The organism is Candidatus Uabimicrobium helgolandensis, from assembly GCF_041508025.1.
GTDB classification, from domain to species: domain Bacteria; phylum Planctomycetota; class Uabimicrobiia; order Uabimicrobiales; family Uabimicrobiaceae; genus Uabimicrobium; species Uabimicrobium helgolandensis.
In genome coordinates, this window is record NZ_CP165719.1 from 8257370 (window position 1) to 8280205 (window position 22836).

Genomic DNA, 22836 nt, shown 5'->3' on the forward strand with positions numbered 1-22836 from the left:
TGCATTAGCAATTATTATTGATAATTGATCTAAAAGATAAAAATAGGAGATTTTGTTGCCACAGATCTTTTGACTAGCATATTTAGAACTAGATAGTTAAAACATGGCCAAAATGTATCAACTCCTTCATGTTGAAACTCATAATCCTCTACATCTTCTTCCCCTGCCTCTAAATACGGTGTTATGTCATCTTCGAGAGCAGTGTTTTCTTTTGCTTTTAATTTCTTATTTAGTCTTACTAGTTCACTATGCAACTTGATAGAGCTACCTATAAAAATTGGTAAAGCGTGATTTTTTGTTGAAATATGAAGTGGAAAAAAGAAAAAAACAGGTAAGTAAATTCCTATGCTGTTTTGAATTTCAAGAAGATGAGAATAGCAAGACTGTTGTTTTCCCATATAAACAGCTTCCAAATTTCTATTTTCTTGAGATGTTGCGTATTCTTGGATATCTGATAAAAAATTATTGCGCTCGATATTTAAAAAAGCGGCGCATTTTTTATTATCTTCATCACAAATATATTCTTTACCAGTTTCCCATTTTACTGCTTTTTTTATTTCGGTCACTAATTCTTTTCTATTTTCTTTCGATGCAAAATAGTGACTCGGATCCATTTTTTTGTGCAGAACTTTAAACGAGTGTATCGCAGCGTTAAAAGACAAATCTATTCCCTTTCTACGTATCGGCTTCTAGTCCATTTTCAATTGTCTTACTACTTATGTAACAAATAAGTGGAGACAAATCAATTTTATCTCTAAAGGCTCTTTTATCATCGTCTGTTAGCTTTATCATTTCGCAATGGTGAGTGATAATTCCATAATGTTCTTGTTGTTCTGTATCAAGCACTCGTAACTGCGCCTTCATTGTTTTTAACTGTGGATGTTCCACAGAAAGAATAAGTTGATCTTTTACTTTATATGGGCATATCGAATGAAAACTAATTTTAGTCTTGCGAAAACTAACTTGAGAAATTGCTACTCGTCGAGGGGGTTCTGATTTTATGACCGAAACAATATCTTTTTTCGATATATAAAATAAACAATCTTTTAACAAAACATTTCCCGATGTACTTTCGTCTTCAGCGAAAATTTGAACATCTTGAAATAACATATCTCTGTCTTTTTTTAAGTTTTCTTGCTCAGCTAAATTATGCTTAAATTCAAACTCTTTCGCACCATTTTTATATTGTTTGGTAACACTTATTTTTATACGATCCCCTGGTTTTAACGGAACAGGGTCTAATACGCGTTTACCATTTACATAAGTGCCATTGATACTTCCTAAGTCTTGAATATAAAAAACCCCATCTTTTTCAAAAACTTTAGCATGTTTTCTTGAGACAGCAGAAACAGGAACACAAACATACGCTTGCCTATCTCGGCCTATAAACATAGGATATTTAGGTATTACATGTTTACGTAGAGACCTTACTTCTTCCAGTATTGGACGGGGAATATTGTTTTCATTAGCTTGATCATCTGGAAGTTCAGGTAAATCTTCAAATGTTTTAAATTCCATAATTAACACACTCAGAATTGTTCAAAATTTTGTCTGTAAATTTGCACGAAGGATAGAGATCTAAATGATATTATCTACATATTTTAGCATAAATTTGCGAAATTATCAAGGATCAAGATAAGCTCTCAAAACAGACCGCTAAAGCAAATTATTATGGAGGAACAGTATCGACATTTAGGTTTAAATATAGCCTGGCGCACGAGACACTTTTAAAGCGTAAAATTGTGCTCTATAAAGAAAAGTGATAAAACTAATCTAAAGAACCAAGTTATAAGGAAAATAAATGTCGACATGTTCTAAGGAAGGGAAGATATATTGATAGAGAGGTTTGTTTCGCGGACTAAAGGACTTTTTTGCTTTTCTTTATTATAAAGTTTCGAAAATATACTTGCAAAAAGTACTACCTCATGCTGGCTTGCTGTATTCTTTTTTACTTTCAAAGCAAGTTCGGCTAACTGCTTGTAACTGCCAGGTTTTTGATAAAGGGTAGTGAGCTGCACTTGTATCTTTTTCTTTTTAATATCAAAAATAATGGGATTCTTAACAAATAGTTGGCTTGATTGCCAAGAATTATTTTCAATTTCCAACTCCACTTCGTGTTGTGAGTTTTCTGGAATAAAAAACGGTAACGTCTGATTAACATTGTTTTTTAAAACATAAACAACTTGTTTACCTCTCCATTTCACCTTAATAGTAAAGACATTTTTATCAAACCTCTGATAAAAAACTCCACCTATTATCAAAACAATGAAAAGACTCACTGCTATATAAATCCAATTTCCCGTGCGCTTTTTTTGCAAAGCTTTTTCTTTTATTGTAATAATAGGATCTTGAGTTGTCATTTAACCATCACTTTTACTTATATAGTTATCCAATATCACCCGTTCACTTGCTAATACTTCTATCTTAGCCTTTAATTTCTTGATTCGCTCTTTTACATGGTATTTTGTTGTCTCGAGGAGTTTTGCAGTTGAGGTAAGATTACCATCGTGAAGTAAGAATGAATATAATAAAGACACTTCGTCATCTGTCAATTGTCCAAGTGGTGAAGGCAAAGCATTTACCTTTTTAGGGGTTTCATAATGAGGACAATTAGGATTAGTACAACGTTTTTCTGTATAAACAACCCATGATTTGCATAATCCACATTCATGTTTTTTTTCATTCACTTGCATGTTGTTGCGCTCCGTTGTGTTTTGTTTTGACTTTTAATATGCCAAATGCTTATTTAGACTTTGTTTGGATACGAAATTTATTGTACATCATTTTATTGTATTTTCAAAAAGAAAACTCAAAATCAAAATCAAAATCGCAAAAACATTTCATTTTTATTTGCATTTTGTTTTCATTATGGATATCATTTATGTGTATTTTAAAGATATTACTACAAAATTTAGTGCTAGGGGTTAAAATGTTCATTCGATTTTTACTGTGTTTTGTGTGCTTTTCTCTACTATATTCTCAAGAGAAAAACATTATTGTTGATGCTGAAAGTTTGGCTAATATAGTAATGGAAGTCAATGAACTTAAAGAAGATAACAAAAAACTTACGAAAGAAATTTCTTTTTTAAAACAACGAGTGCTAGGAACCACTAAGCCCTTTTCTGTCTTAAAAAATGGTCGCTATATCTTACCACTAGTAATTCGCACACCTAAAATTGCCACAAAAGGAATAATTGACCCACTAAAATTAAGACAATTTCGCGAAAAAATAAGCCCGCACCTGACAAATGCAAAAATTATCGATCACAAAGAGCTAACAAAACCAAACAGTACAGCTATACTACAATTCTTAACTACCTACACAAAAACTTTGCCTTATCATTTTTGGTATTCTCGATTTTCTTTTTCTTTGCTTCGTCGAGATTGGGAAAATGTGCCTTTTCGCACAAAATTATATACAAAAAACATGGCAAATAAAAGTCGCGTTTACTTAGCAGTTAAAAATAGCGGTAAATGGCACGAATATTACAAAAGAGAGCAAAGAACAACAATCAAAGCATCTGAAAACTACAACCTTCGCGAATTTTATATAAACAACACATGTTTGTACGCCGAATTTCCTTACGATATCAAAACAAAATATCGCTATACATCTCTTTTTTATGAAAAAGAACAAGGGCAGGAAGCTATTCTTGAAAATCCTTTAGCACTTCCTGGTTATGCTCTCTCTAGCGTCCAGCTACACCCTCAAAGCATTGTTTTATTGGAAATAGAAAAAAATAATCGATCACTACAAAAGTATATAGAAAACATTCCTAACATTACTGTTGGACCATGTTTTATTTTGCCAACTCAATATGATGAAACTCGAAAAAAAATGTTGTGTTTTACCTTAGAAAAAAATCGCGGCAGAATTGATGATATTTCTTATCAGTACACATTCGAAATAGACGGATTTCCTGTCGATAAAAAAAATATTACCGTACAAAAACACCTCAATTATTTCATATATCGAATTTGGATCCCGCAAGATGGAAAAATACTAACAATTCGCTCAGGCTTCTTATATAAAAAAATGGAATGTAACAAAATATGGCCAAGCATTCACCTTGGAAAAGCAAAAACAATATCTTTACCAAAACTAACAATCCACATATCTCAATTTACAAAAGTTAACAAAAAACGCGATGTACTTCTTCGCCACTTAGGGATGTCAAGATCTACAAAGAAAATAGACACTAGTCGTGTTGAAGAAATAAAAGAATTTATCATCTATCTAAAAACCTGGAATATAGCAGACTCAAATGTCAATGCGATGATCCAAAAACTTACACAAGTAATAAAATAGAGATTTTACTCTCAAACAGGAGTATTTAAATGAAAAACCTATTCATTTTATTGTTATCAACAGTTTTTATTGTACAAATTGCTGCAAAAGATTTTAGTAAAAGCGATAAAAAAAAATTAGATAAAGCTTTTTCTGGAGCAGAGCTAGCTGCAAAAGGCAAAACTTCAAAAGACTTTAAAAAAGGATACAAAACTGTAAAAAGTGCCTTAAAAAGCCTAAAACGCAAATATGCAAACCACCCACAAGTAATAGAACTCGGAAAGAAATTCACAGAGTTAGAGAAATTAGTTCCAGATGAAAATTCTCGAGCAGATCTCGAAAAGAATTTAAAAAAAATGCAAATAAGCCTCAAAAAAGTGAGTAATGGTGTTGCGTCTGCAAAAAAGAGGCTACAAAAGGATGCAAACACAGTGCAAATGAAAATGGTTGCTCTCAAAATGACCAAAAACAATCGTTTTTCGCAAAATATCACAGTAGCAGAGGCAGCTTTAAAACAAGCCAAAGAAAACGGTATTGAGCTGCGGTCAGAAGATGAAATTGTTGAGGAAATCAAATTACAACAAGCAATGCTCGGCTTAACAAGATCACAGCTAAAAACAATCGCTAAAATAGAAAAAGCTATCAAAAAAGCTGAACAAAAAGATCAATTTTCTCAAATTAAAAAAGAAATGGAAAATGCCCAGAAGTTGCTAGAACCTATCGCAGAAGTGTTAGCCGAAAACCTCAAAGTAGTAAGCCTACAAAAAAGATGTGAAAACTTAGAGGGAAAATTAGCCAAGAGTAAAGTGGCGTTTGATCTACGAGATGATTTAAAAATGCTGGAATCAAATCTCAAAGCCGCCGATGGAGCAAAAGATTTCAATAAGATGGAACGTGCAATGTCAAGCGCAAGATCTATTGTAGCAAAAATTTCGCGCCAAGACTTAAGCGATAATGAAGAAATAGAAAAACAAGTAAATAAGTTAAGGGAACGAACTGAAAATTTCGAAGAAAAATACAAAAGTTTACAGGTAGTTGCCGAGACAAAAGACGATCTTAAAAAACTATCTTACAGAATACCGTTTTCTGAGGAATCTTACGACTATCGCAAAATAAAAAAGGCAATGGAAGATGCAAAACCTGTCTTAGGTAAACTAAATAACAAAGAAAACTTAAGTGACAACAAAGAGATTTTTGCAAAAGTCAAAGATTACAGTGAGCGATTCGAAAAACTAGAGGAAAAGATTGTTTTTTGTAAAAAAGCTTACGATTTAGATGAACAAACAGACTCACTTGACCGCGAAATGAGAGATCTATTTTATTCTGCTTTGAAAGGGAATGAAGCAAAAGAATTGCCAATCACCGCAAGTACAGATAAATATCAAATAATGGGTAATGCCAAAACTCTTAGTAAAGCAATAACAGTCATCCCTGAATCAAGAAAAAAATACCAATCAAAAATAGATAGTGTTAAAGCAGAAGTCGAAATATTAAGCAAAAGAAATGCAGATGCCTTTTCAAAAACAATTGAAAATAGTGAAGGACTTTTAAGTAAATGGCAAAATGCCTTAGAGAGCGAAAAACCGCTACACAATCATTCACTACAACAAGCCAAACAACTTTATAATGAACTCGACAAAGGGATAAATGCGATATATACCAAAATAAACTCTTTTGCGAAGTATCCTAAAGAACACCACCAAGAATTCGAAACATTCCAAAATGAAATATCTACAAATGTATGGAACTACATGACCAACTTTAAAGGTCAAAAAGATTTCGAAACTTTGGTAAAAAATACAAACAAGTATCATGAAGATGGCAAAAAATACTTAGAGCTTGTCCGCACGACAAGATATATGCATTCTGATCTAGAACGCGGAGGCAATCTAGGAACTGCAAAACATCGCCTGAGCGAAATACGCAATACCAAGCATAAGGAGTCCCTAAAAATTATCGCTTTCTACGATAAATATTTAACACGTTGGGATTCTGCCGCAAGCGATTTGAAAAAAATACGCAGTCAAATGCTAACAAATTTAGCAAAGTCATCATCGCAACTACACAAAGATTTCGAAAAACACAGCTCAAAATACACAATAGTTGCTGCCAACCGCGTTAGTATACTTAAAGACCTAAACGCGAATGTAGGCAAAGCAATAAAAGACCTTACTCGTGAAAAATTGACCTACTCCTCAGCATGGAGACTAAACCACGGCAATGATCTATTTTACTACGCTCTAAAAAATACTATCGTCGAACGTATTGATGCTTTTTACGAAGACCTAAAGGCACAATTCAACAAATACAAGCAACAGGTAGCAAAAAAATATGATGTAGAACAGGACGGTTTACCATACTGGAGTTTTCCACACTATCTAAGTATGAATATGCTACCAGTCATAGAAACATCGGTAACCTATACACCAAAAGTTGCGGTACGCGATCAGTGGGGAAGTGTTAAGGCGTGGATTGATGGTACTCCAATACAAATTGTAAAAGTACGCGTGGTAGGATTTAAGAGCAAATACTTTACAATTTGGGAAAACAGTCCTCAACAAAAAGTGGAAATGACAGGACTTTATAAATAAACTTAACTAAGCTATTTAGACTTCACAGCAGAGCTTACTCCATTGACCGAACTTTTACAGCGCTCTGCTGTATTTTATTTACTTGAAGATTCGTTTATACAGGAAAATATCTTTCACAAATTACCTTAGAATAATTTTAGCAATGTTTGAACTTCTTCATTTTATCAACAATTTCCTTATACTCAGCTAAATGCCTTATACCAGCAAGATCCTCATCTTCTTCGATAAATTTCCAATTATTATATCCTAATCCAACCACTTTGTCTAAATGCTGAACAGATTCAGATAAGCGATTTTGAAGTGCATATAAACAAGAGACATTATAATGTGCATTTTCAAATCCAGGATCTATGTCTATTGCCTTTGTACAGTCACTTAACGCTTTATCATATTTCTTTAAATTCAAATACACAGTGCCCCTATTGTCGTACGCTTTTGCAAATTCTGGATCTAATTCTATTGCCTTTGTGTAATCATCTAATGCCTTGTCAAACTCTCCTAACTCCCCATAAGTAACACCACGGTTACAATATAAATCCGCACCTTCAAGATCAAGCTCAATGGCTTTTGTTTGATCAGATAAAGCCTTATCATATTCTTTTAAATAAGAGTACACAAGACCACGGTTACAATATGCTGATACCTTGTCATCACAATCAAGTTCGATTGCTTTTGTGTGATCCATTAGCGATTTGTCATATTCTTCGAGATTTCCATACACAACTCCTCGGCACGAATAAGCATGAGAGTTTTTAGGATCAAGTTCAATTGCCTTAGTATGATCAGCTAAAGCTTTTTTGTAATAACTTAATTCGTTATATACAGTGCCTCGACCATCATATGCGTATGCATCATCAGGGTCAAGTTCAATTGCTTTTGTGTAATAAACAACAGCTTTATCATACTGCCCCAAATCACCAAATTCCAAACAAGAGTTACAATATGCATCTGCAATAGCATTAAATTCCATCACATTTTTTAATTTTTCCACTTCGCTCTCAATCATATCCGCTATTTTTGCAATTTCTTCAAAACCACACCCTTCAGATATCATAGATTTAGCTTCAGCTTTTTTTATACAATCCAACTCATTTATCATACCTTGCTCCAAACTATCTAACTCCACTAGGAGTAATTTCAACTATCCACCATTCCTAATCGAAAGTAAACTACCCAAATCTGCTGTGCATGTAAAACCCCCATAACAAGAACATTAATAGAAAATATATTGCGCTAAAAAAAACAATTTTCTTGGAATAACCAATCTGAGGATAATCGTTGGGTAAAAAAATAGCTAACATTACAGGTGGATATTCTTCTCTAACTTCAGATATCATTGCTAGTTTCATTAAATGATAACCCAAAAAGAACATAGGAATATTTAAAAAGATTGCCATTGTAATGTCTACTATATTTGTTGGAATGCCAAACACAGTACTGCCAAAAATATTAATCATAAACTTCTGCATATCGGCAGTAAAATGAATACTTACAAAAGTAATATATAGCATAGCTCCCATAAGCAAACCAGGCACATAAAATTGATCATTCATAATTCCTTTTATTTGTGCTTCTTCTGCTTCTGTGAAATTTTTTGCAATAGCTTTTCTCTCTGTAATTTTCACTATAATTCCATGCTCTTCTATTTTCAACAACAGCGCCATTATTTCTTCACCACTAAAAAGAGATGATATTATCCCATTCTTTTTACCTGCAGCATCAATAACTTCAAATTTTATATAATCGTAGTGAATTTCTTCAACCTCTTGTACAGAGAAGCTCATATCGGTAACACGGACGAAATTGGAACTCGAAAAACTTAATTCTCCACCATCAAATTTAATATAGCAATTACGATGCTTAGCAAAAATAAAAGTCCAAAATAAGATTCCCAAAAAACCTGTTGTAGTAAGCAGTACTATTACACTAATTTCATCGTTACCTACCAGAAAAGACAATAACCAATTCATTAAAATTAATGCGTAAACAAAGAATAATAAAATCACTGAACATAGTTGCGGGTCTTTTAACATATTTAACCAGTACCGTGGTTTACTCTGTAGTTCCATAATCTGTTCCTCGATTAGAGCTTTACAAAATAAGAATTAAACACAAGTGGGTTTTAGGCCATTTTCAAAGTCTTTTCACTATAGACGTCAAAAATATATATGTGTTTGCACTTTCCCTTAGAAAGGGAGTGTAAAGTCAGTACTTGTAAGTATATTCAACCTAAACAAATCTTTTATATAACGAAAAAATCAAAAATTTATAGTAGTTTACTACTGGTGGCTATAGTATCTAAAACTTCAAAAATTTTTGAGGCTTGGTCGTTAACAGGCGAGAAATTCAGAGCTACTCTTGCCAAATTAATTATTTCTAAATCTTTTGCCGAGCACTGGCGACATACGGCAAAAAACTGAGCGACAATAGCGGTTTTAAGTACTTGTGCTCGAGTACGAAAAGTGTTGGGAGAAAAGCGGCCTGGATGAGCATGAATAAATTGCTGCGGATTATCGGCAAGTCTTAAAGTAATTTCGGTGTTATCACTTAATGATAGCATTATATAATAACCAATGCGTTTTATTGTGCCATGCGCTTCCAAATATTTAGTATATTCAGTGCAACTCGTAATGTTTTTTCCATGCACAAATTGTAAAACTTCTTCTTTGATTTGAGCAGCGCTTAGTTTTCCAGTATAAACATCAACAGTTCCTTTATAAACCTCCCGAAGCCCAGCATCTTCTAAATCTTGGCAAAATTGTTCGGTTGCGATTTCACCTTTTTGTGCATAGTAATGAATTTGCGCAATCATAGCTTCCAGATGGTGCTTTGTTGCATTAAACATCACATTTTCGTTACTAATCATAATTATCCTCTTAATTGTATTTTACAATTTACAAAGTTTTGTACTACTAATTAAAGTACTCTAGAGAATTTATTATCAGAAAATTGCCAAAATTAGAATACAAAAAAGTATTATTTTAAATAACGTAAAAAGACAACACAATTAGGTTTTCTCATAAAAATCTTGGAACTAAATAAACACTTCAAACTCTAAAACTCAAAAAAATAAAAACTATTAGGAGAAACACTGTGAAAAAAAATAATTCAGAACTAATTGTAATCGCAACATTTATCTGCTTATTTCTATTGTATGCAAGTATATATATACTACAAACAAGATTTTATGCAGAAAAAATTCATCCTAAAGGAGGAGCATACACAGTAATGCGATTACTTAATCCAACAAAAATGAACAAGATATTTCTCACAATCTACAAACCAGTGGTATGGCTAGAGCAAAAATGCACTAATACCACAGTGACAACTGGTGCAATATACCTTAACGGTAAAAAAGAATAATTTCCGCACCATCGCTTTGATTCCGAAATCATTATAAATGAGGTTATAATGAATCGTTTCGATCATGAACGTCTTGATGTTTATCAAATAGCTCTCCAGTTTGTTATCCTTGCACATAAAATTGTGGAGAATTTCACAAAAGGCCACTCTCGCCTTTGTAATCAAACTCCAGCGCCCTGCTTTGTTAATTTCTTTAAATATAGCAGAAGGCGCTGCTGAGAAAGCTCGTTTTTATAGAATTACTCGTCGATCTGCCACTGAATGTGTTTCGATTATTTATATCTGTCGATGTTTAAAATTCGTAGAAAAAAATCTTCTAGTTAATGAACGAGAACTTCTTTTGCGAGTTGCAGCAATACTTACTCGTATGATCAAAGTTCAAGTAAAAATGGAAGATTCAAACTCTTAGATTAGGTTGGACTCGGACTCGAAAAAAAATAGACAATACTTTGAATGATGACAGGCTCTAATCACAACTTATACTTTAATATACAAAAAACACAAAACGGTACAAACTATTCGTGATCTCTGACCGAAGACAAAGATACATTTTGAAAATATCGTTAACGATGATACAATGAATTTCGAGCATACTACATACAAAGAGCCAAATAAAACAAACAATTGAAAAACCTATTTTAAAAAAAACTATACGCAACAAAAGCTTAGTTAAATTTTGTATTTTAAAGCCACTTTAAATCCAACGAAGTCGCTTGGATTAATTTCCAGATAAAAGTAGAAATTAAAATGAAAAAACATAACATTTTGCAAATTATATCTGAAATACAGAAAATGTATATTGATGAAACTAAACCAAACATCCTATTTGACAAAATGCTTAGTTATCTTCTTGAGATGACCGAGTCAGAGTATGGATTTATTGGTGAAGTTAGATATAACAAAGATGACATTCCTTTTTTAAAAACCTATGCTTTGACAAATATTGCCTGGAATAAAGAAACCAGAGACTTTTACGATAAAAATGCACCTACAGGTTTAGAGTTTCATAATTTAAATACTTTATTTGGCTACACATTGATTAATAAAGTAACTGTAATTAGCAACGACCCAGCAAATGATAAAAGAGCTCAGGGAATACCTCATGGACACCCACCACTCAATAAATACCTAGGGATTCCTTTTTTTTTAAGAAAGCGCTTTGTTGGAATGATTGGTATTGCGAATAGAATCAAAGGTTATGACAAAACAATAGTCGAATATCTGGAGCCAATTACAAACACATGTTGCCAGTTAATTGCAGGTTATCAAGAAAAAGCAAAACTCAATTTATTAATTGATGAGCTACGCATAGAAAAACAAAAAGCTATAGAAGCAAATAAAATCAAAGATAACTTTATTGCGAATATATCACACGAAATTCGTTCACCTTTACAATCAATTATAGGATATGTTGATCTTCTTTCACTCGATACTACTGTACAAGAAAATAAACAAATAAAAGACAAGGTTGATGTCATAGAGTCATCAAGTGAACACCTTTTAAAAATGGTCAATAACATACTTGATTTTTCAACAATCAATAGCGGTAAAGTTGACCTAAACATAGAAAAAATCGACCTAAGTGAATTTACGAGTAAAATAGAACTATATGCCCAAACTTTAAACCGAGAAAATAAAAACAATTTTATAGTAAAAAACCAAAGCCAATATAAAAAATTCGATTCAGATTACACAAAACTTTATCAAGCAATTATTAATTTAATATCCAATGCAATGAAGTTCACAAAAAATGGAGAAGTAATTTTTCAAATTAAGTCAAAAGAAGAAAATGGTCTACCATACATATTGTTTATTGTTCAAGACAATGGAATAGGAATCAAAAGCAATTATTTAAAAGACATATTCAATGAATTTTCACAGCAGAACGATACTATAAAAAAATCTTATGGTGGAACAGGTTTAGGGTTGGCTTTAGCTAAAAACATTATAACCTTGCTAAAAGGAGAGTTATATGTACATTCAGAAGAAGAAAATGGCTCTGTTTTTACAATAAAAATGCTGGTAAGTAACTAAAATTAAAGGTATTAAAATGAATATTTTAATTGTAGATGATGATAATTCCACAGTAAAATTGTTTGAATATTACTTATTGCAATTTCACTACAGCAATTTTGAGTCTTTTACAGATTCTTCAAAAGCCATAGCATCATACTCATTGAAAGAATATGACATAATCATTACCGATTTACAAATGCCGCAGATAGATGGCATTGCATTCCTGCAAAAAATAAACGAAATAAATATAGAGCTCAAAAAGAAACAACCTTACATCATTGTTGTAACAGGTAGTATTGTAGAATCACTAAAGCAAAAATGCATGGAGCAAGGGTGCAACGAGTTTCTTGTAAAACCTGTTAGAATAAATAATTTCATAAATGCTGTTCGCAATCACTCGAAAATTTGAAAAATTGCTCTATTTTATACTTTTCGTAATAAAAAGAATACTCAGCATCTACGAACAAAATCTGTCTTATCTATCAAATGAGAAAAATATTACTTACCTTAACTACAATTTCCTTACACTGACTTAAGGAAAATTAGATTCCTATAATAATCGTCAATCAAAATAATTTATTTAAGGATTTATATTGTGAATAATTTTGCTCATTACAAAATAATAAGCCAAATAGGCTCAGGCGGAATGGGCAAGGTCTACAAAGCTTATGATTCCAAATTAGAACGAACTGTTGCTTTAAAAGTTTTGATTTCACAACACTGTAATAAACAAAGAGAACGATTTTTGCAAGAAGCAAAATCTACAGCTCGTTTGTCACACCCTAATATTATACGTTTGTATGAAGTTGGTGAATATAATAATCTCTGTTTTTTTTCAATGGAATTTATTGACGGATCAACTCTAAAAAGTTTTATTACAGACAACAAGATTTCTTTGCGTAAATCGTGTAAAATTCTAAGCAAGATCGCATATGCTTTGCAATATACCCATAAAGAAGGTATCATTCATCGTGATCTAAAGCCATCGAATATCATGGTTTCGCCAAAAGGCGAACCAATATTAATGGATTTCGGCATTGCAAAAGATTTTCGTAAGAAAGCGCACACAAAAACAGGAGAAGTAGTAGGTACTTTATATTATATGTCTCCTGAACAAGCTGGCGGCAGAAAACGAGAAATCGATTATCGCACAGATATTTATTCTTTAGGTGTTATATTATATCAGGTTGCCACAAAAAAACTTCCATACCACGCAACAACACAATACGAAATCATCACAAAAATCATCCAAGGAAAATTAAAAATACCTTCCCTTATTAACCGCCGTTTACCTAAAGCTATCGATGCGATTTGTCTTAAATCAATGGCAAAAAATAAAGAGCGACGTTACGCATCTGCAGAAGCATTTGCTCTAGATTTGGAGAAAGTATCGAAAGGAGAAAATGTCTCAGTTTCTGCCCGCAAAAACCAAGCTAAGTTTTATCTAGGTGGACTTATTGTTCTGCTATTACTAGCTACTTATTTTTATTCGAGCGATGTTCCGAAGAAAAGAGAAAGTCCCAGCGACAAAAAAATGCGACATTTGCATTCAAAAGTAAATACACTGTCAAAAGAAGTTGACAACATCTACAATCAGCTAAAATGGACAGATGTTCCTGGGTGGTATGTAGAAAGTTTTGTTTTAAGAGCTGAAAACCTCTCGGAATTGAAACTTGTTGGAGTAACGGGTTTGTCCCACCTAAACAAAATCGTTGATCTATATGAAAACATATTGTTTACACTAAACTCTATAAAAAAACTATCTCCAAACGATATCGAAATCAAGAGACAAATAGATCACTTTACCTTGCAAAAGAAAATAACAAAAGCAAACTCCTTACTAATCCAAAGAAACGATAATTTACTACATACGCGAAAATTATATAAAAAAGCGGAAATTATACTAACCCAAACCCCTCACCAAGACGTACGCAGTTTATGGATGCTCGCTTTTTTTGTTTATGCTGCTCTTGATGTCAATTATCAAAACGAAGAAAAAGAAATACTTAAAGAATCCTTGGGTTATCGCGAAAAAATAGAAGCAAACAGACGTTATCAAAGAGAATACATAGAAAAAAGTACTAACGCATTATACAAATTAGCACTTGAAGTAAAAAATGTCGATCTTGAGAGAGGATGCCTGCAAAGAAATGCTTATCAGTGGCTACGTTTTGCTATGTTAATGAGAAAACATAAAAACAAAAATGAAATAAAAGATGCTTATATCCAATCATCTGAATATTTTCAACGAGCATTTGCTTTGACTCGTCAACATAAGATGCTTAAATCTAGCGGAATTTTATTTAATCACGTTTTTGTTTATACTAACCTATGTGCTATTGATAAAAAAGAAAATTTAAACAATAAAATTCAATATATAGAAAAAGCGTTAGTGCTAAATCTTGGAGCCATTTTTTTATTTTACCAAGAAAACAAAAACGATAAAGAGCTCCCCAAAGATTACCATGGTCCATATCTTTATATATACCAACAAATTCTTCCTCGAATAAGTAAACATATAAAAGGAAAGAATAAGACTTTTGAGATGATAAGCCAATCAATTCTCTGTATACAAGATAGAAAAGTATTAAAAAAATATAGAAAAATTGAAGAAATTCCTGGTTTACCTCAACAGATTATTTTAAAGGTTAAAGAATTACTCAAATCTTCCTGAATCATAACGAGGAATCAAAAATGAAAGACAACTTAATCATATTCGATCTAGACGGGACAGTAAGAAAAAGTAAATCGGGAAATGTAGCCCCAAGAAATAAAGATGACGTAATAACGTATCGTTTTTCATTAGATAAAATAAAACTTCTAGCCAATGAAAATGTTTTAGTTGCTGCAAGTAACCAAGGCGAAGTTTCTTTTGGCTATCTCTCCGAAAAAGACGCATGGGAAGCCGCACACGAAACAAATAAACAACTGGGCAATCATTTCCAAGAAATATTATTAGCCTTTTATCACCCAAATGGAAATATAGCTCATCTCTATAACACTCAGGCTCATATGAGAAAACCAGATACAGGAATGATTGACTATTACAAAGAAAAATATAAAGGATTGTATAACAAAATCGTGTATATAGGAGATGGAGAAACAGATAAAGAGTGCGCTAATAATTCTGGTATTCAATTTATCTGGGCACACGATTTTTTTGGTGTTTCGGCCCGAAAAACATCATGGGGATATAAATACCTAGACTAAGTTTTTCAACACTAAAGTCGGCCACATAATCCTAACGATTTTGCTCTGACACGTTTTTGCTCTGTCCATTTTTATGCTCACAGTTTTGTTTTAGAGCAGTTCGAATCGGCAACCTTAGCTCCTAGAAAAGAAAAAATGGGAAAAACAGATAGACCGCACAACAAAAACCATGTTGGATGAGGAATAATTATTAGATTTATAATGGTTGCCAATAAGAAAAAAATACCGACAGTAATTCCAGATATCATTTTATTTTTATTAACTTTTGTCGCAACAAAAGAGCCAAAACCAACTCCTGTAGCCCAAGCCAATAAAACAAATAAGAACGCACCAAATGGTAGATTTTTAACATATTCTTTCATTTGTTCTTTATTGTTTAGATCCAAATCCGTAGGTACAGGATACACTAAATGACCAATATATTCGACTAAAGCAACTGTTGCTATTCCAATAATCAATCCTAAAAGAATTCCTCCGATTAACCTTTTCATCATTACCTCTCTTTCGATAAACTCATAATTTTTTGTAAATTCAGCACAGCGCTTTTTTCTATATCATGAATCGTCAGAATTTTGTTTTTTAATTCCTGCAACATCATCTCTACTTCTTTTTTCCTAAGAGGAAAGTGATTTTTTATTTCTTTTTTTATATTCGCCAATTTGCAATCCATTTCTTGGATTTTTAGCAAGGCTTTCTGCCCCTGTTTGCGAAAAAGCGTATGTTTATTGAGTAATAAACATCTTGTCTCTCTAAAAATTTCTACCTCATCTGGCAATAACGAAAAAGCTAAAGATTTCCACATTTCGGCACTTTTTCGAAACTGTTTGGATACTTCTTTGAGATCCGGTTTGTTTAAAATAAGACTTGCTTCTTCTAAAAATTGAGAATATAAAACTCTTTCCGCATCAAATTTTTTTCCATTCTGACCAAAAAGAGCAATCCTATTAAAAGCAGATTGCAAGCCGCAATACATCTTAATTCCTTTTGGAAATTCTTTGGCCCAGCTCATTTTTTTGTTCGGTTGAGTTAGTAAATCAGCCCACCTTTTAAAGGCTAATAAGCCAAAATTATGTCTAGAACCTTTTGGCGGTTTCTCCAGATAAAGTTTTATACAATCCCAAATACCTTTTTGAATTGCCGCAATAAACTGCTCTTCATCAGGAATATCTAAAATGGCAAGGCGAAACTTCATCTTTTTTACCCGAGCCCTTGCAACCTCAAACTCTTGAACAGAAACAACAAGCGGTACTTGAGCACGATCAGCGATCCATACTTTGTCTTGCTTTTCATTATAACCATAAACAATCAAAGGAAACATTGCCCAATTACTTTCATCATATTCGCAGTTATTATAAGATAAACTAAACGAATCAGCCCAAACTATTGCTGGTATTCCTTCCTCCAAAGTCGATAACAAATTTTGAGTAGCCTTTTTATTTTTTGATGTTTGAAAAATTTCTTCTACCATAGCTAAGCGATTTATAATCGTGTTCCAAGGCCGAAAAGTATTTCGAGTTAAAAGTGCAACAAAGGGATCATATTCTTTGTAAGCAAAAGAAAAATACCCCATGGTAATCCCGCCACTTATACCCAATAGCATTGCTTCAGAATAAGGTTTATTGGTATGAGGAGCATTAAATTTGCGATAATGCAAATAATTATGTAAAGTGCCCGTTTCCCAATGAATTCCAGCAAAATGTTTGTAATCTTTCAATATAGGCATTTCAATTCCCCGTAAAAATCCAACGAATTAGAAAATTTTATTAATAATACCATAAGAAAAAATAATCATTAGAAAAAGGAGACATACTATTCCATAAAATTTTTTATTATTTCTTTTAGTCTTTGTTTGGTAAATTGTTATGCGTATTAAAAATCAGTTTTTTTACAGGAATTCGTAGGCATTCGCGCCATCAGCGTCAAGGTATAAAAATACACTCAAAGAAGCTTAACAACATTATTTCTTTATCAAACTTTGTCTCATACTTCTATCAAGACTAATGAGTTTTGGATAGTTACTAAGCTTTTTACTATGACTGGCTAAATTTTTTGCTTATAGAGAGCCTGCATGAGAAAATCAGAACGTTAAATATCAAGTAGTACCCATAACTCCCTAAGGAAAAGAAAAAACAATTCACAGGTAATCACTCATAGTTTTATGATCTGTACATTTTATAAACGAAAGCCACGACATAGGTCTAACGATTACCAATCTGAAACAGCGAATATGACTTTGTTTTACAAAAGTACTCAATACAAACAGTATAGAATATAGTTAAAGAAAGATAAGGATACCACAAATGGAAAAATCTCTAAATTCAAGATATACAAAAATAAAAACACTTGGAGAAGGAGGAATGGGAATAGTATACAAAGCTTTCGATAATAAATTACAAAGGCATGTAGCTTTAAAAGTTTTGATAAATAGTCAAAAAAATATGACAATTGAGTCAAAAGTAATGTCGAAACTTGAACACCCTAATATTGTAAGGCTATATGAATATAATGAACATCCGGTATGTTATATTGCAATGGAGTACATAAAAGGTATTACTTTAAAGCAATATATAATCTCTGCAGAGATGAACGAAAAAAAAATTATTGACATGATAATCCGGATATGCAAAGGGGTATCTTATCGCCAATTGGGACACAAAAAAAAGCAGACCTCCATTTTTCCTTATTTAAAAAACATCAGCAAAGAGATATTCGTTCAAAAACTTTCATTTTAAAAGAATCTAAAGAATAAATTCAAATGGTACTGTTAGCTTTAGTTTTTTGCACTCAGAATATATTTCAACAGTCAAGAAAAATGACGAAAAATCTTAATAAAAACATTTGACTGTCCTTACCAAAAAATCACAATATCTGCAGAAGCTAAAGAAATTTTGAATAAATATGTTAATGTTATCTAGGATTTTTATTATCTAGAAGGAATTGATAGAAATCATTAGATACTGACTTATAATCTACCTATTTTGACTTGTCAGAGTTATATTTTGTCTGCAGAAAAAGGAAAATAAATGATACATTATCGTCGTGGAAAATTCAAAGCGTTTTTAGTGAAGTATGACTGGAATAAGATGTTTCAGGCAACCGCTACTATATTGCTTGGTATAGGTGTGGGCCTATACCAATATGAGCAGGGGGAACTTCTTCAAAAATCGCGTCCATTTTTTATTGTTGGTGGAGTACTTTTAGTTGCATGTTTACTTACCAAGGCTACTCTTTATTTGGGGTTGTGGAATGCCAATAGTCTAAAAGGCGCAGTGACTGGAAAAAAACAACAAAAAAGGAAACGAGGTATTGATATTAATGGAATTTTGCAAGAAATTTTTACAGTTCTTTTAGGTCTCGGTATCGGAATGTGTTCTACACCAGTTGTCAATAACGCGGTTATCTTTGAGAGTACAGAGTACCCCGATCCCACTCCTGGACTTATTCTTATTGTCTCTTGTGTCTTTTTAAAAATTATTCTTTATTCTGAAGCTCTTAATTTTAGCCAGGAAAATTTTATCCAGTTGAGAAAGGTTAAATCGTTTTTAGCTCGCTATAATTGGAATAGTGTCACTCATGAAATCTCATCTACGATGATTGGTATTGGTGTTGGTTTTTACATGTACGAAGCTGGATTTAAATTGATTTTTGATAAATGGTTTCCAGGTCTAACCAAAGAACTTTGGGGAAGTGGAGTAGCGCAATCTTATTTATCCGACGAGTTAGGAATCTTTGGTCTTTTTGCCACAAGTTATTTAGACAATATGTTGGAGACGCAAAAACCATTAGTGATTACTGGTCTTATAATCATTGGGGCATGTATTCTCGTTAAAGTTCTGTTGTACCTGCGACGGCTCAATATGAACAATGTACGCGATAGTTTATTGGGACAGCGCTCAACAAAAAAAGCAAGTAGTGTAGACTATAGAGGGATTGCTGATGAAATTGTTAGTTTGGCTTTCACTTTATTTCTTGGCGTGCTTATAACACCTTATATTAAAAATGCAGTAGGAGAAAGCGATCCCTATGGATACCAAGTTTTCGCCATTTGTGGTACAATTCTTTTTGGATGGATAAAGTTGGCGCTTATAGTAGATGCTCTAGAATTTGGTCAACGTCGAAAGTCTAGAAGCAAACGTTAAAGATTATTGAGTTTTTGAAATTATGTTACAAGCATACAACAAAACATATGGAAACAACAGCGCATTTTTGCATAGGAAAATACCACTCAATTACTATTTTCGCCACTATTCGCTTTTTCTTAAATTACATTGATTATCCAATCAACAAAATCTTTATTTATGTATATGACCCTGTCTTCGTGGTTAAGGTCTGTCCCTTTTAAAAATGAGCAAAAAAATGATGTTTCTAGAACAACTTTACTCTACTTTATTAAGACGAGAGGAATTGACTGAGAAGCCATTTATAGCAAGAAAATACTCTATATTGTTGAACAACACATTCTCCGAAAGAATACGCATTAAAAGGATGATATTATGTTGCCTAAAAAACTTACTATGAAATGTAAAGATTGTGGTATGTTAAATGAAAAGATTCCGAAATGTCAGATGTGTCAAGGAATCCTTTTTGAGCATTTATATGAATTCAAAGTTATAGAAGCTAACGAGAAGAAGTATGTTAAGCACTTTTTCTGTCAAGATATCAATACAAAAGAAAAATATACAGTTTACCGAGGAATTTTCTATACTTGGGCTTTTAATGAAGTTATAAGTCAAATTCGTTTTGCTTACAGTCAACAAATACATAAAATTGCCAAATTAAAAGGTTGGTACTATGGTCATTATAGTAAATATAACGGAACGGACCTGTTTTTAATTCAAGAATATATTCCTGGTATAAGCCTTGCTCAGGCTGTAAATCCATCGCATCTATTTGAAATAAAAAAATCTGTAAATGTTATTTGCGAACTTAGTAAGATAGTCGAAAACACCTGGAAATATAATGATGAATATTTTAGCTTGAAACCTAGTCATATTATCGCTAACAACAGTGATCTATATTTAATAAACCCATATTTTAGTGAAATATTTAATAAAGCCAGCTACAAAGATCCTACTTCTAGAATAATAACAATTAACTATTGCTGTGCTCCTGAAGTTCTTGAATGTGGTGAAGAGGATGTACTTTCAATGATATACTCTCTAGGAGCAATGTTATTTTTTCTGCTATGTGGACACCAACCTTTTTCTGAAAAAAATGATGATGCTGTTGGTGTTATAAATGTGCTTGAAACAATACTTGATAAAGAGTCAAAATATATTTCTCTACACGAAAGAAACAGTAAGCTTCCCATAACATTGGTTGATATAGTTGAAAAAGCAATGGCTCATAGTAAAAACAATCGTTATAAAAATCTCAAAGAAATGAGAGAAGAGCTATTATGCTTTTTAAATCAGAAGTCTGCTTAGAATTATAAATGGAAATGCTCAGAATAATAATAGGTTCATGGCCACTTTTGGTGAATGTCTACGAAGGCTATATTGGAAGGATAAAAATTTCCTAAAAAGTCTTATCCTATCCTATACCGGTTGAACGGACTACCCTATCAGGTAAGTGTTCACCCTTATCGAACAACCATGATTTTACCAATTGAAATGTTTGTTCAAGATCTAATAAAGTACCAGTTTCATCCCAAAATCCTCTCCAAATAGCAGCTGATTTTTTATACTGGGATGGCAAGATGCTTACTTGTCCTTGTAAGTTATAATGAAAGATACCATTTTTTTTGTAAATGATGATAAACCGACCATCTTTCACAAAGAGACCATGTTTCCCTATTTCACTCCAATCGAAACCTTGTTCAGCAGCATAAGAGATGAGTTCCTGATGTGTTTCCAATTTATTCATATAGTTTCCTACAGATTTATTCCTGTTGATATAAGACTCTTTTTCTCAACAGATCAAATTTAGCTCTTCCAAACATCATACGTTTAATCAGCTTTAGTTTGTTAATGTGGCCTTCTGCCAATCCGTTGCTATATGGGTAAAGAAAAGCATTTTCTACTTCTGTAAGATTTTCCTTTATACCTGTAGCAAAACGAATTATTTCAGTAATATTGCTTTCTAACGCCTTGGATAACCAAGGATTCAAGGAGCTATGATCTTTGTCCCTAATCATATTTCTAAACTCAAGAATAAGTTGATACATTACTTTTATTACGGGAAGCCTTTGAAAAATATCATCTCTGACTTTTTTATCTTCCTGGCAAAGTTTATCGCTGTAAGTCCACAAACATTTGATAAATTTATCATGCGGCATCCAAATAATTTTTTCTGATGGCTCAATATGTCTCCGCTTTGAAGGCTCATCAATATTTTTGTTATTTTTGATTTCTGCAATCCACCTCCTCAAAGTAGATTTTCCTCCTTTAAAACCACGTCGCCTTAATACAGATAGTATTTCTATCGAGTTCTTTCCTTTTTTTAATAACTCATAGATGTTTTTTTCGTATTGGTGGTAGCTGATAGATTTCCATCTTGATTTTCGACGAACAATAGCAACTTCCTCATCTAATTCAATATAACGTTTCGCAGTAGCCCAGCCTATACCTAGCTGATTAGCTATTACCATGATAGGGCATTTTTCTAAATGTAATTTTTTGGCTTTCCTTACTAATTGCCTTTTTTCCTCACGTATTTTGAATCGTTCTTCTATTTGCCTTGCTGAAAGATGTTTTTCGTCTGAAATTTCTCTCTTTTTTACCATTTCTTTACTCTGAGGTTTTGCAGGTTTTTCAAAACCGACAGGTACTTTGGTTTTGAAAATTCTTTTGACAAAATCTCCTAAAGAATCTAGTAAATTTTGCACTAGATGAAAGCGGTCTGCGATCTGAATAATCTTGCTATTTGCTTCTGATAAAGCTTGCCGGTAGCTATTTGAGCGATCTCGGGTTGCAATGACAATGGAAGGATATTGCTTTAACCATTTTTCTAAAGCTTCTGATGTTCTTTCTGGAAAGATATCTATCACTTGATGAGTCTCATGATTACAGACAATAGTTCCGTAGTTGTTGCCTTTACGAAATGCCCAATCGTCGATCGCAACAACTCTGACTTTATCAGCAACTTGTGTAGGTGTTTTTCGGACGATTCTTAAAAAGGTGTTTCTACTTTTTGGTAATGCCAATTTAGCCGATAATCTCTCACTACCTTTAGCTGTTGTTGAAAATACCAATGCTGTTAAAGACATACTTAATCTACAAGTAGTCCTGGCATAACTTTTTAACCTAGTATTGGTGCCAGGCTCAGTAAACAAAATTCGCGATCATCTTGCGCTCTCGAGTATTAATCAAAACTTCGTATCGTTACACCTACAAATATGCTTTAACATTTCAGCACTTGAAATCACTC

General features: G+C 32.7%; 22 protein-coding genes. 11 read left to right on the plus strand and 11 right to left on the minus strand.

Going from position 1 to position 22836, the window contains the following annotated elements:
• Positions 1-29 precede the first annotated feature (29 nt).
• The 4 genes from UABHE_RS30415 to UABHE_RS30430 all read right to left on the minus strand — a co-directional run bounded on the left by UABHE_RS30415 (position 30) and on the right by UABHE_RS30430 (position 2693).
• On the minus strand, positions 30-662 hold the full coding sequence (locus UABHE_RS30415) for a hypothetical protein (RefSeq protein WP_372367162.1): 633 nt from the start codon (positions 660-662) through the stop codon (positions 30-32).
• Positions 663-675: 13 nt separating this feature from the next.
• Positions 676-1518 carry an FHA domain-containing protein gene (locus UABHE_RS30420; RefSeq protein WP_372367163.1) on the minus strand — a complete coding sequence of 281 codons (843 nt, stop codon included), beginning with the start codon at positions 1516-1518 and terminating at the stop codon, positions 676-678.
• Between the two features lie 296 nt (positions 1519-1814).
• Positions 1815-2360, minus strand: coding sequence for a hypothetical protein (locus tag UABHE_RS30425; protein ID WP_372367164.1), 546 nt, complete (start codon positions 2358-2360; stop codon positions 1815-1817).
• Positions 2361-2693, minus strand: a complete 333-nt coding sequence (locus UABHE_RS30430) for a hypothetical protein (protein ID WP_372367165.1) — start codon at positions 2691-2693, stop codon at positions 2361-2363.
• Between the two features lie 236 nt (positions 2694-2929).
• On the opposite strand from UABHE_RS30430, the gene UABHE_RS30435 reads away from it, so the two are divergent.
• Both UABHE_RS30435 and UABHE_RS30440 read left to right on the plus strand, forming a co-directional pair.
• The gene (locus tag UABHE_RS30435; RefSeq protein ID WP_372367166.1) at positions 2930-4309 is read left to right on the plus strand and encodes a hypothetical protein; all 1380 of its coding nucleotides are present in this window, start codon (positions 2930-2932) and stop codon (positions 4307-4309) included.
• Positions 4310-4338: 29 nt separating this feature from the next.
• The gene (locus tag UABHE_RS30440) at positions 4339-6879 is read left to right on the plus strand and encodes a hypothetical protein (protein WP_372367168.1); all 2541 of its coding nucleotides are present in this window, start codon (positions 4339-4341) and stop codon (positions 6877-6879) included.
• 136 nt (positions 6880-7015) lie between these two features.
• On the opposite strand, the gene UABHE_RS30445 is transcribed toward UABHE_RS30440, so the two are convergent.
• The 3 genes from UABHE_RS30445 to UABHE_RS30455 all read right to left on the minus strand — a co-directional run bounded on the left by UABHE_RS30445 (position 7016) and on the right by UABHE_RS30455 (position 9745).
• Positions 7016-7978 (minus strand): tetratricopeptide repeat protein, encoded by a 963-nt coding sequence (locus tag UABHE_RS30445; RefSeq protein WP_372367169.1) that lies wholly within the window; start codon positions 7976-7978, stop codon positions 7016-7018.
• Between the two features lie 70 nt (positions 7979-8048).
• The gene (locus UABHE_RS30450; protein ID WP_372367172.1) at positions 8049-8948 is read right to left on the minus strand and encodes a hypothetical protein; all 900 of its coding nucleotides are present in this window, start codon (positions 8946-8948) and stop codon (positions 8049-8051) included.
• Between the two features lie 197 nt (positions 8949-9145).
• Positions 9146-9745 carry a hypothetical protein gene (locus tag UABHE_RS30455; RefSeq protein ID WP_372367173.1) on the minus strand — a complete coding sequence of 200 codons (600 nt, stop codon included), beginning with the start codon at positions 9743-9745 and terminating at the stop codon, positions 9146-9148.
• A 227-nt stretch (positions 9746-9972) separates the two neighbouring features.
• On the opposite strand from UABHE_RS30455, the gene UABHE_RS30460 reads away from it, so the two are divergent.
• From UABHE_RS30460 to UABHE_RS30485, 6 genes are all read left to right on the plus strand, one after another.
• The gene (locus UABHE_RS30460) at positions 9973-10242 is read left to right on the plus strand and encodes a hypothetical protein (RefSeq protein WP_372367174.1); all 270 of its coding nucleotides are present in this window, start codon (positions 9973-9975) and stop codon (positions 10240-10242) included.
• Between the two features lie 121 nt (positions 10243-10363).
• Positions 10364-10651 carry a four helix bundle protein gene (locus UABHE_RS30465; RefSeq protein ID WP_372367175.1) on the plus strand — a complete coding sequence of 96 codons (288 nt, stop codon included), beginning with the start codon at positions 10364-10366 and terminating at the stop codon, positions 10649-10651.
• A gap of 338 nt (positions 10652-10989) precedes the next feature.
• Positions 10990-12276, plus strand: a complete 1287-nt coding sequence (locus UABHE_RS30470; protein WP_372367177.1) for an ATP-binding protein — start codon at positions 10990-10992, stop codon at positions 12274-12276.
• Between the two features lie 16 nt (positions 12277-12292).
• The gene (locus UABHE_RS30475) at positions 12293-12667 is read left to right on the plus strand and encodes a response regulator (RefSeq protein ID WP_372367178.1); all 375 of its coding nucleotides are present in this window, start codon (positions 12293-12295) and stop codon (positions 12665-12667) included.
• A 186-nt stretch (positions 12668-12853) separates the two neighbouring features.
• Positions 12854-14932, plus strand: a complete 2079-nt coding sequence (locus tag UABHE_RS30480) for a serine/threonine protein kinase (RefSeq protein WP_372367179.1) — start codon at positions 12854-12856, stop codon at positions 14930-14932.
• Positions 14933-14952: 20 nt separating this feature from the next.
• Positions 14953-15468 carry an HAD-IIIA family hydrolase gene (locus UABHE_RS30485; protein ID WP_372367180.1) on the plus strand — a complete coding sequence of 172 codons (516 nt, stop codon included), beginning with the start codon at positions 14953-14955 and terminating at the stop codon, positions 15466-15468.
• Between the two features lie 77 nt (positions 15469-15545).
• Here the strand turns inward: UABHE_RS30485 and UABHE_RS30490 are convergent, their stop codons facing one another.
• Together UABHE_RS30490 and UABHE_RS30495 are read right to left on the minus strand one after the other, a co-directional pair.
• Entirely contained in the window at positions 15546-15962 is a 417-nt protein-coding gene (locus UABHE_RS30490) for a hypothetical protein (protein ID WP_372367181.1), read from the minus strand.
• Complete coding sequence (locus UABHE_RS30495; RefSeq protein ID WP_372367182.1) at positions 15962-17191, minus strand: BtrH N-terminal domain-containing protein; 1230 nt, start codon at positions 17189-17191, stop codon at positions 15962-15964. Before UABHE_RS30495 ends, UABHE_RS30490 begins: the two co-directional genes overlap by 1 nt.
• Before the next feature lie 577 nt (positions 17192-17768).
• Here UABHE_RS30495 and UABHE_RS30500 point away from each other — a divergent pair.
• The 3 genes from UABHE_RS30500 to UABHE_RS30510 all read left to right on the plus strand — a co-directional run bounded on the left by UABHE_RS30500 (position 17769) and on the right by UABHE_RS30510 (position 20894).
• Positions 17769-18200 carry a protein kinase gene (locus tag UABHE_RS30500; protein ID WP_372367183.1) on the plus strand — a complete coding sequence of 144 codons (432 nt, stop codon included), beginning with the start codon at positions 17769-17771 and terminating at the stop codon, positions 18198-18200.
• Between the two features lie 291 nt (positions 18201-18491).
• On the plus strand, positions 18492-19607 hold the full coding sequence (locus UABHE_RS30505; RefSeq protein ID WP_372367184.1) for a hypothetical protein: 1116 nt from the start codon (positions 18492-18494) through the stop codon (positions 19605-19607).
• Between the two features lie 354 nt (positions 19608-19961).
• Complete coding sequence (locus UABHE_RS30510) at positions 19962-20894, plus strand: hypothetical protein (RefSeq protein WP_372367185.1); 933 nt, start codon at positions 19962-19964, stop codon at positions 20892-20894.
• Between the two features lie 106 nt (positions 20895-21000).
• On the opposite strand, the gene UABHE_RS30515 is transcribed toward UABHE_RS30510, so the two are convergent.
• Together UABHE_RS30515 and UABHE_RS30520 are read right to left on the minus strand one after the other, a co-directional pair.
• Entirely contained in the window at positions 21001-21333 is a 333-nt protein-coding gene (locus tag UABHE_RS30515; RefSeq protein WP_372367186.1) for a hypothetical protein, read from the minus strand.
• A 16-nt stretch (positions 21334-21349) separates the two neighbouring features.
• The gene (locus UABHE_RS30520) at positions 21350-22741 is read right to left on the minus strand and encodes an ISL3 family transposase (protein ID WP_372367187.1); all 1392 of its coding nucleotides are present in this window, start codon (positions 22739-22741) and stop codon (positions 21350-21352) included.
• Positions 22742-22836 lie beyond the last annotated feature (95 nt).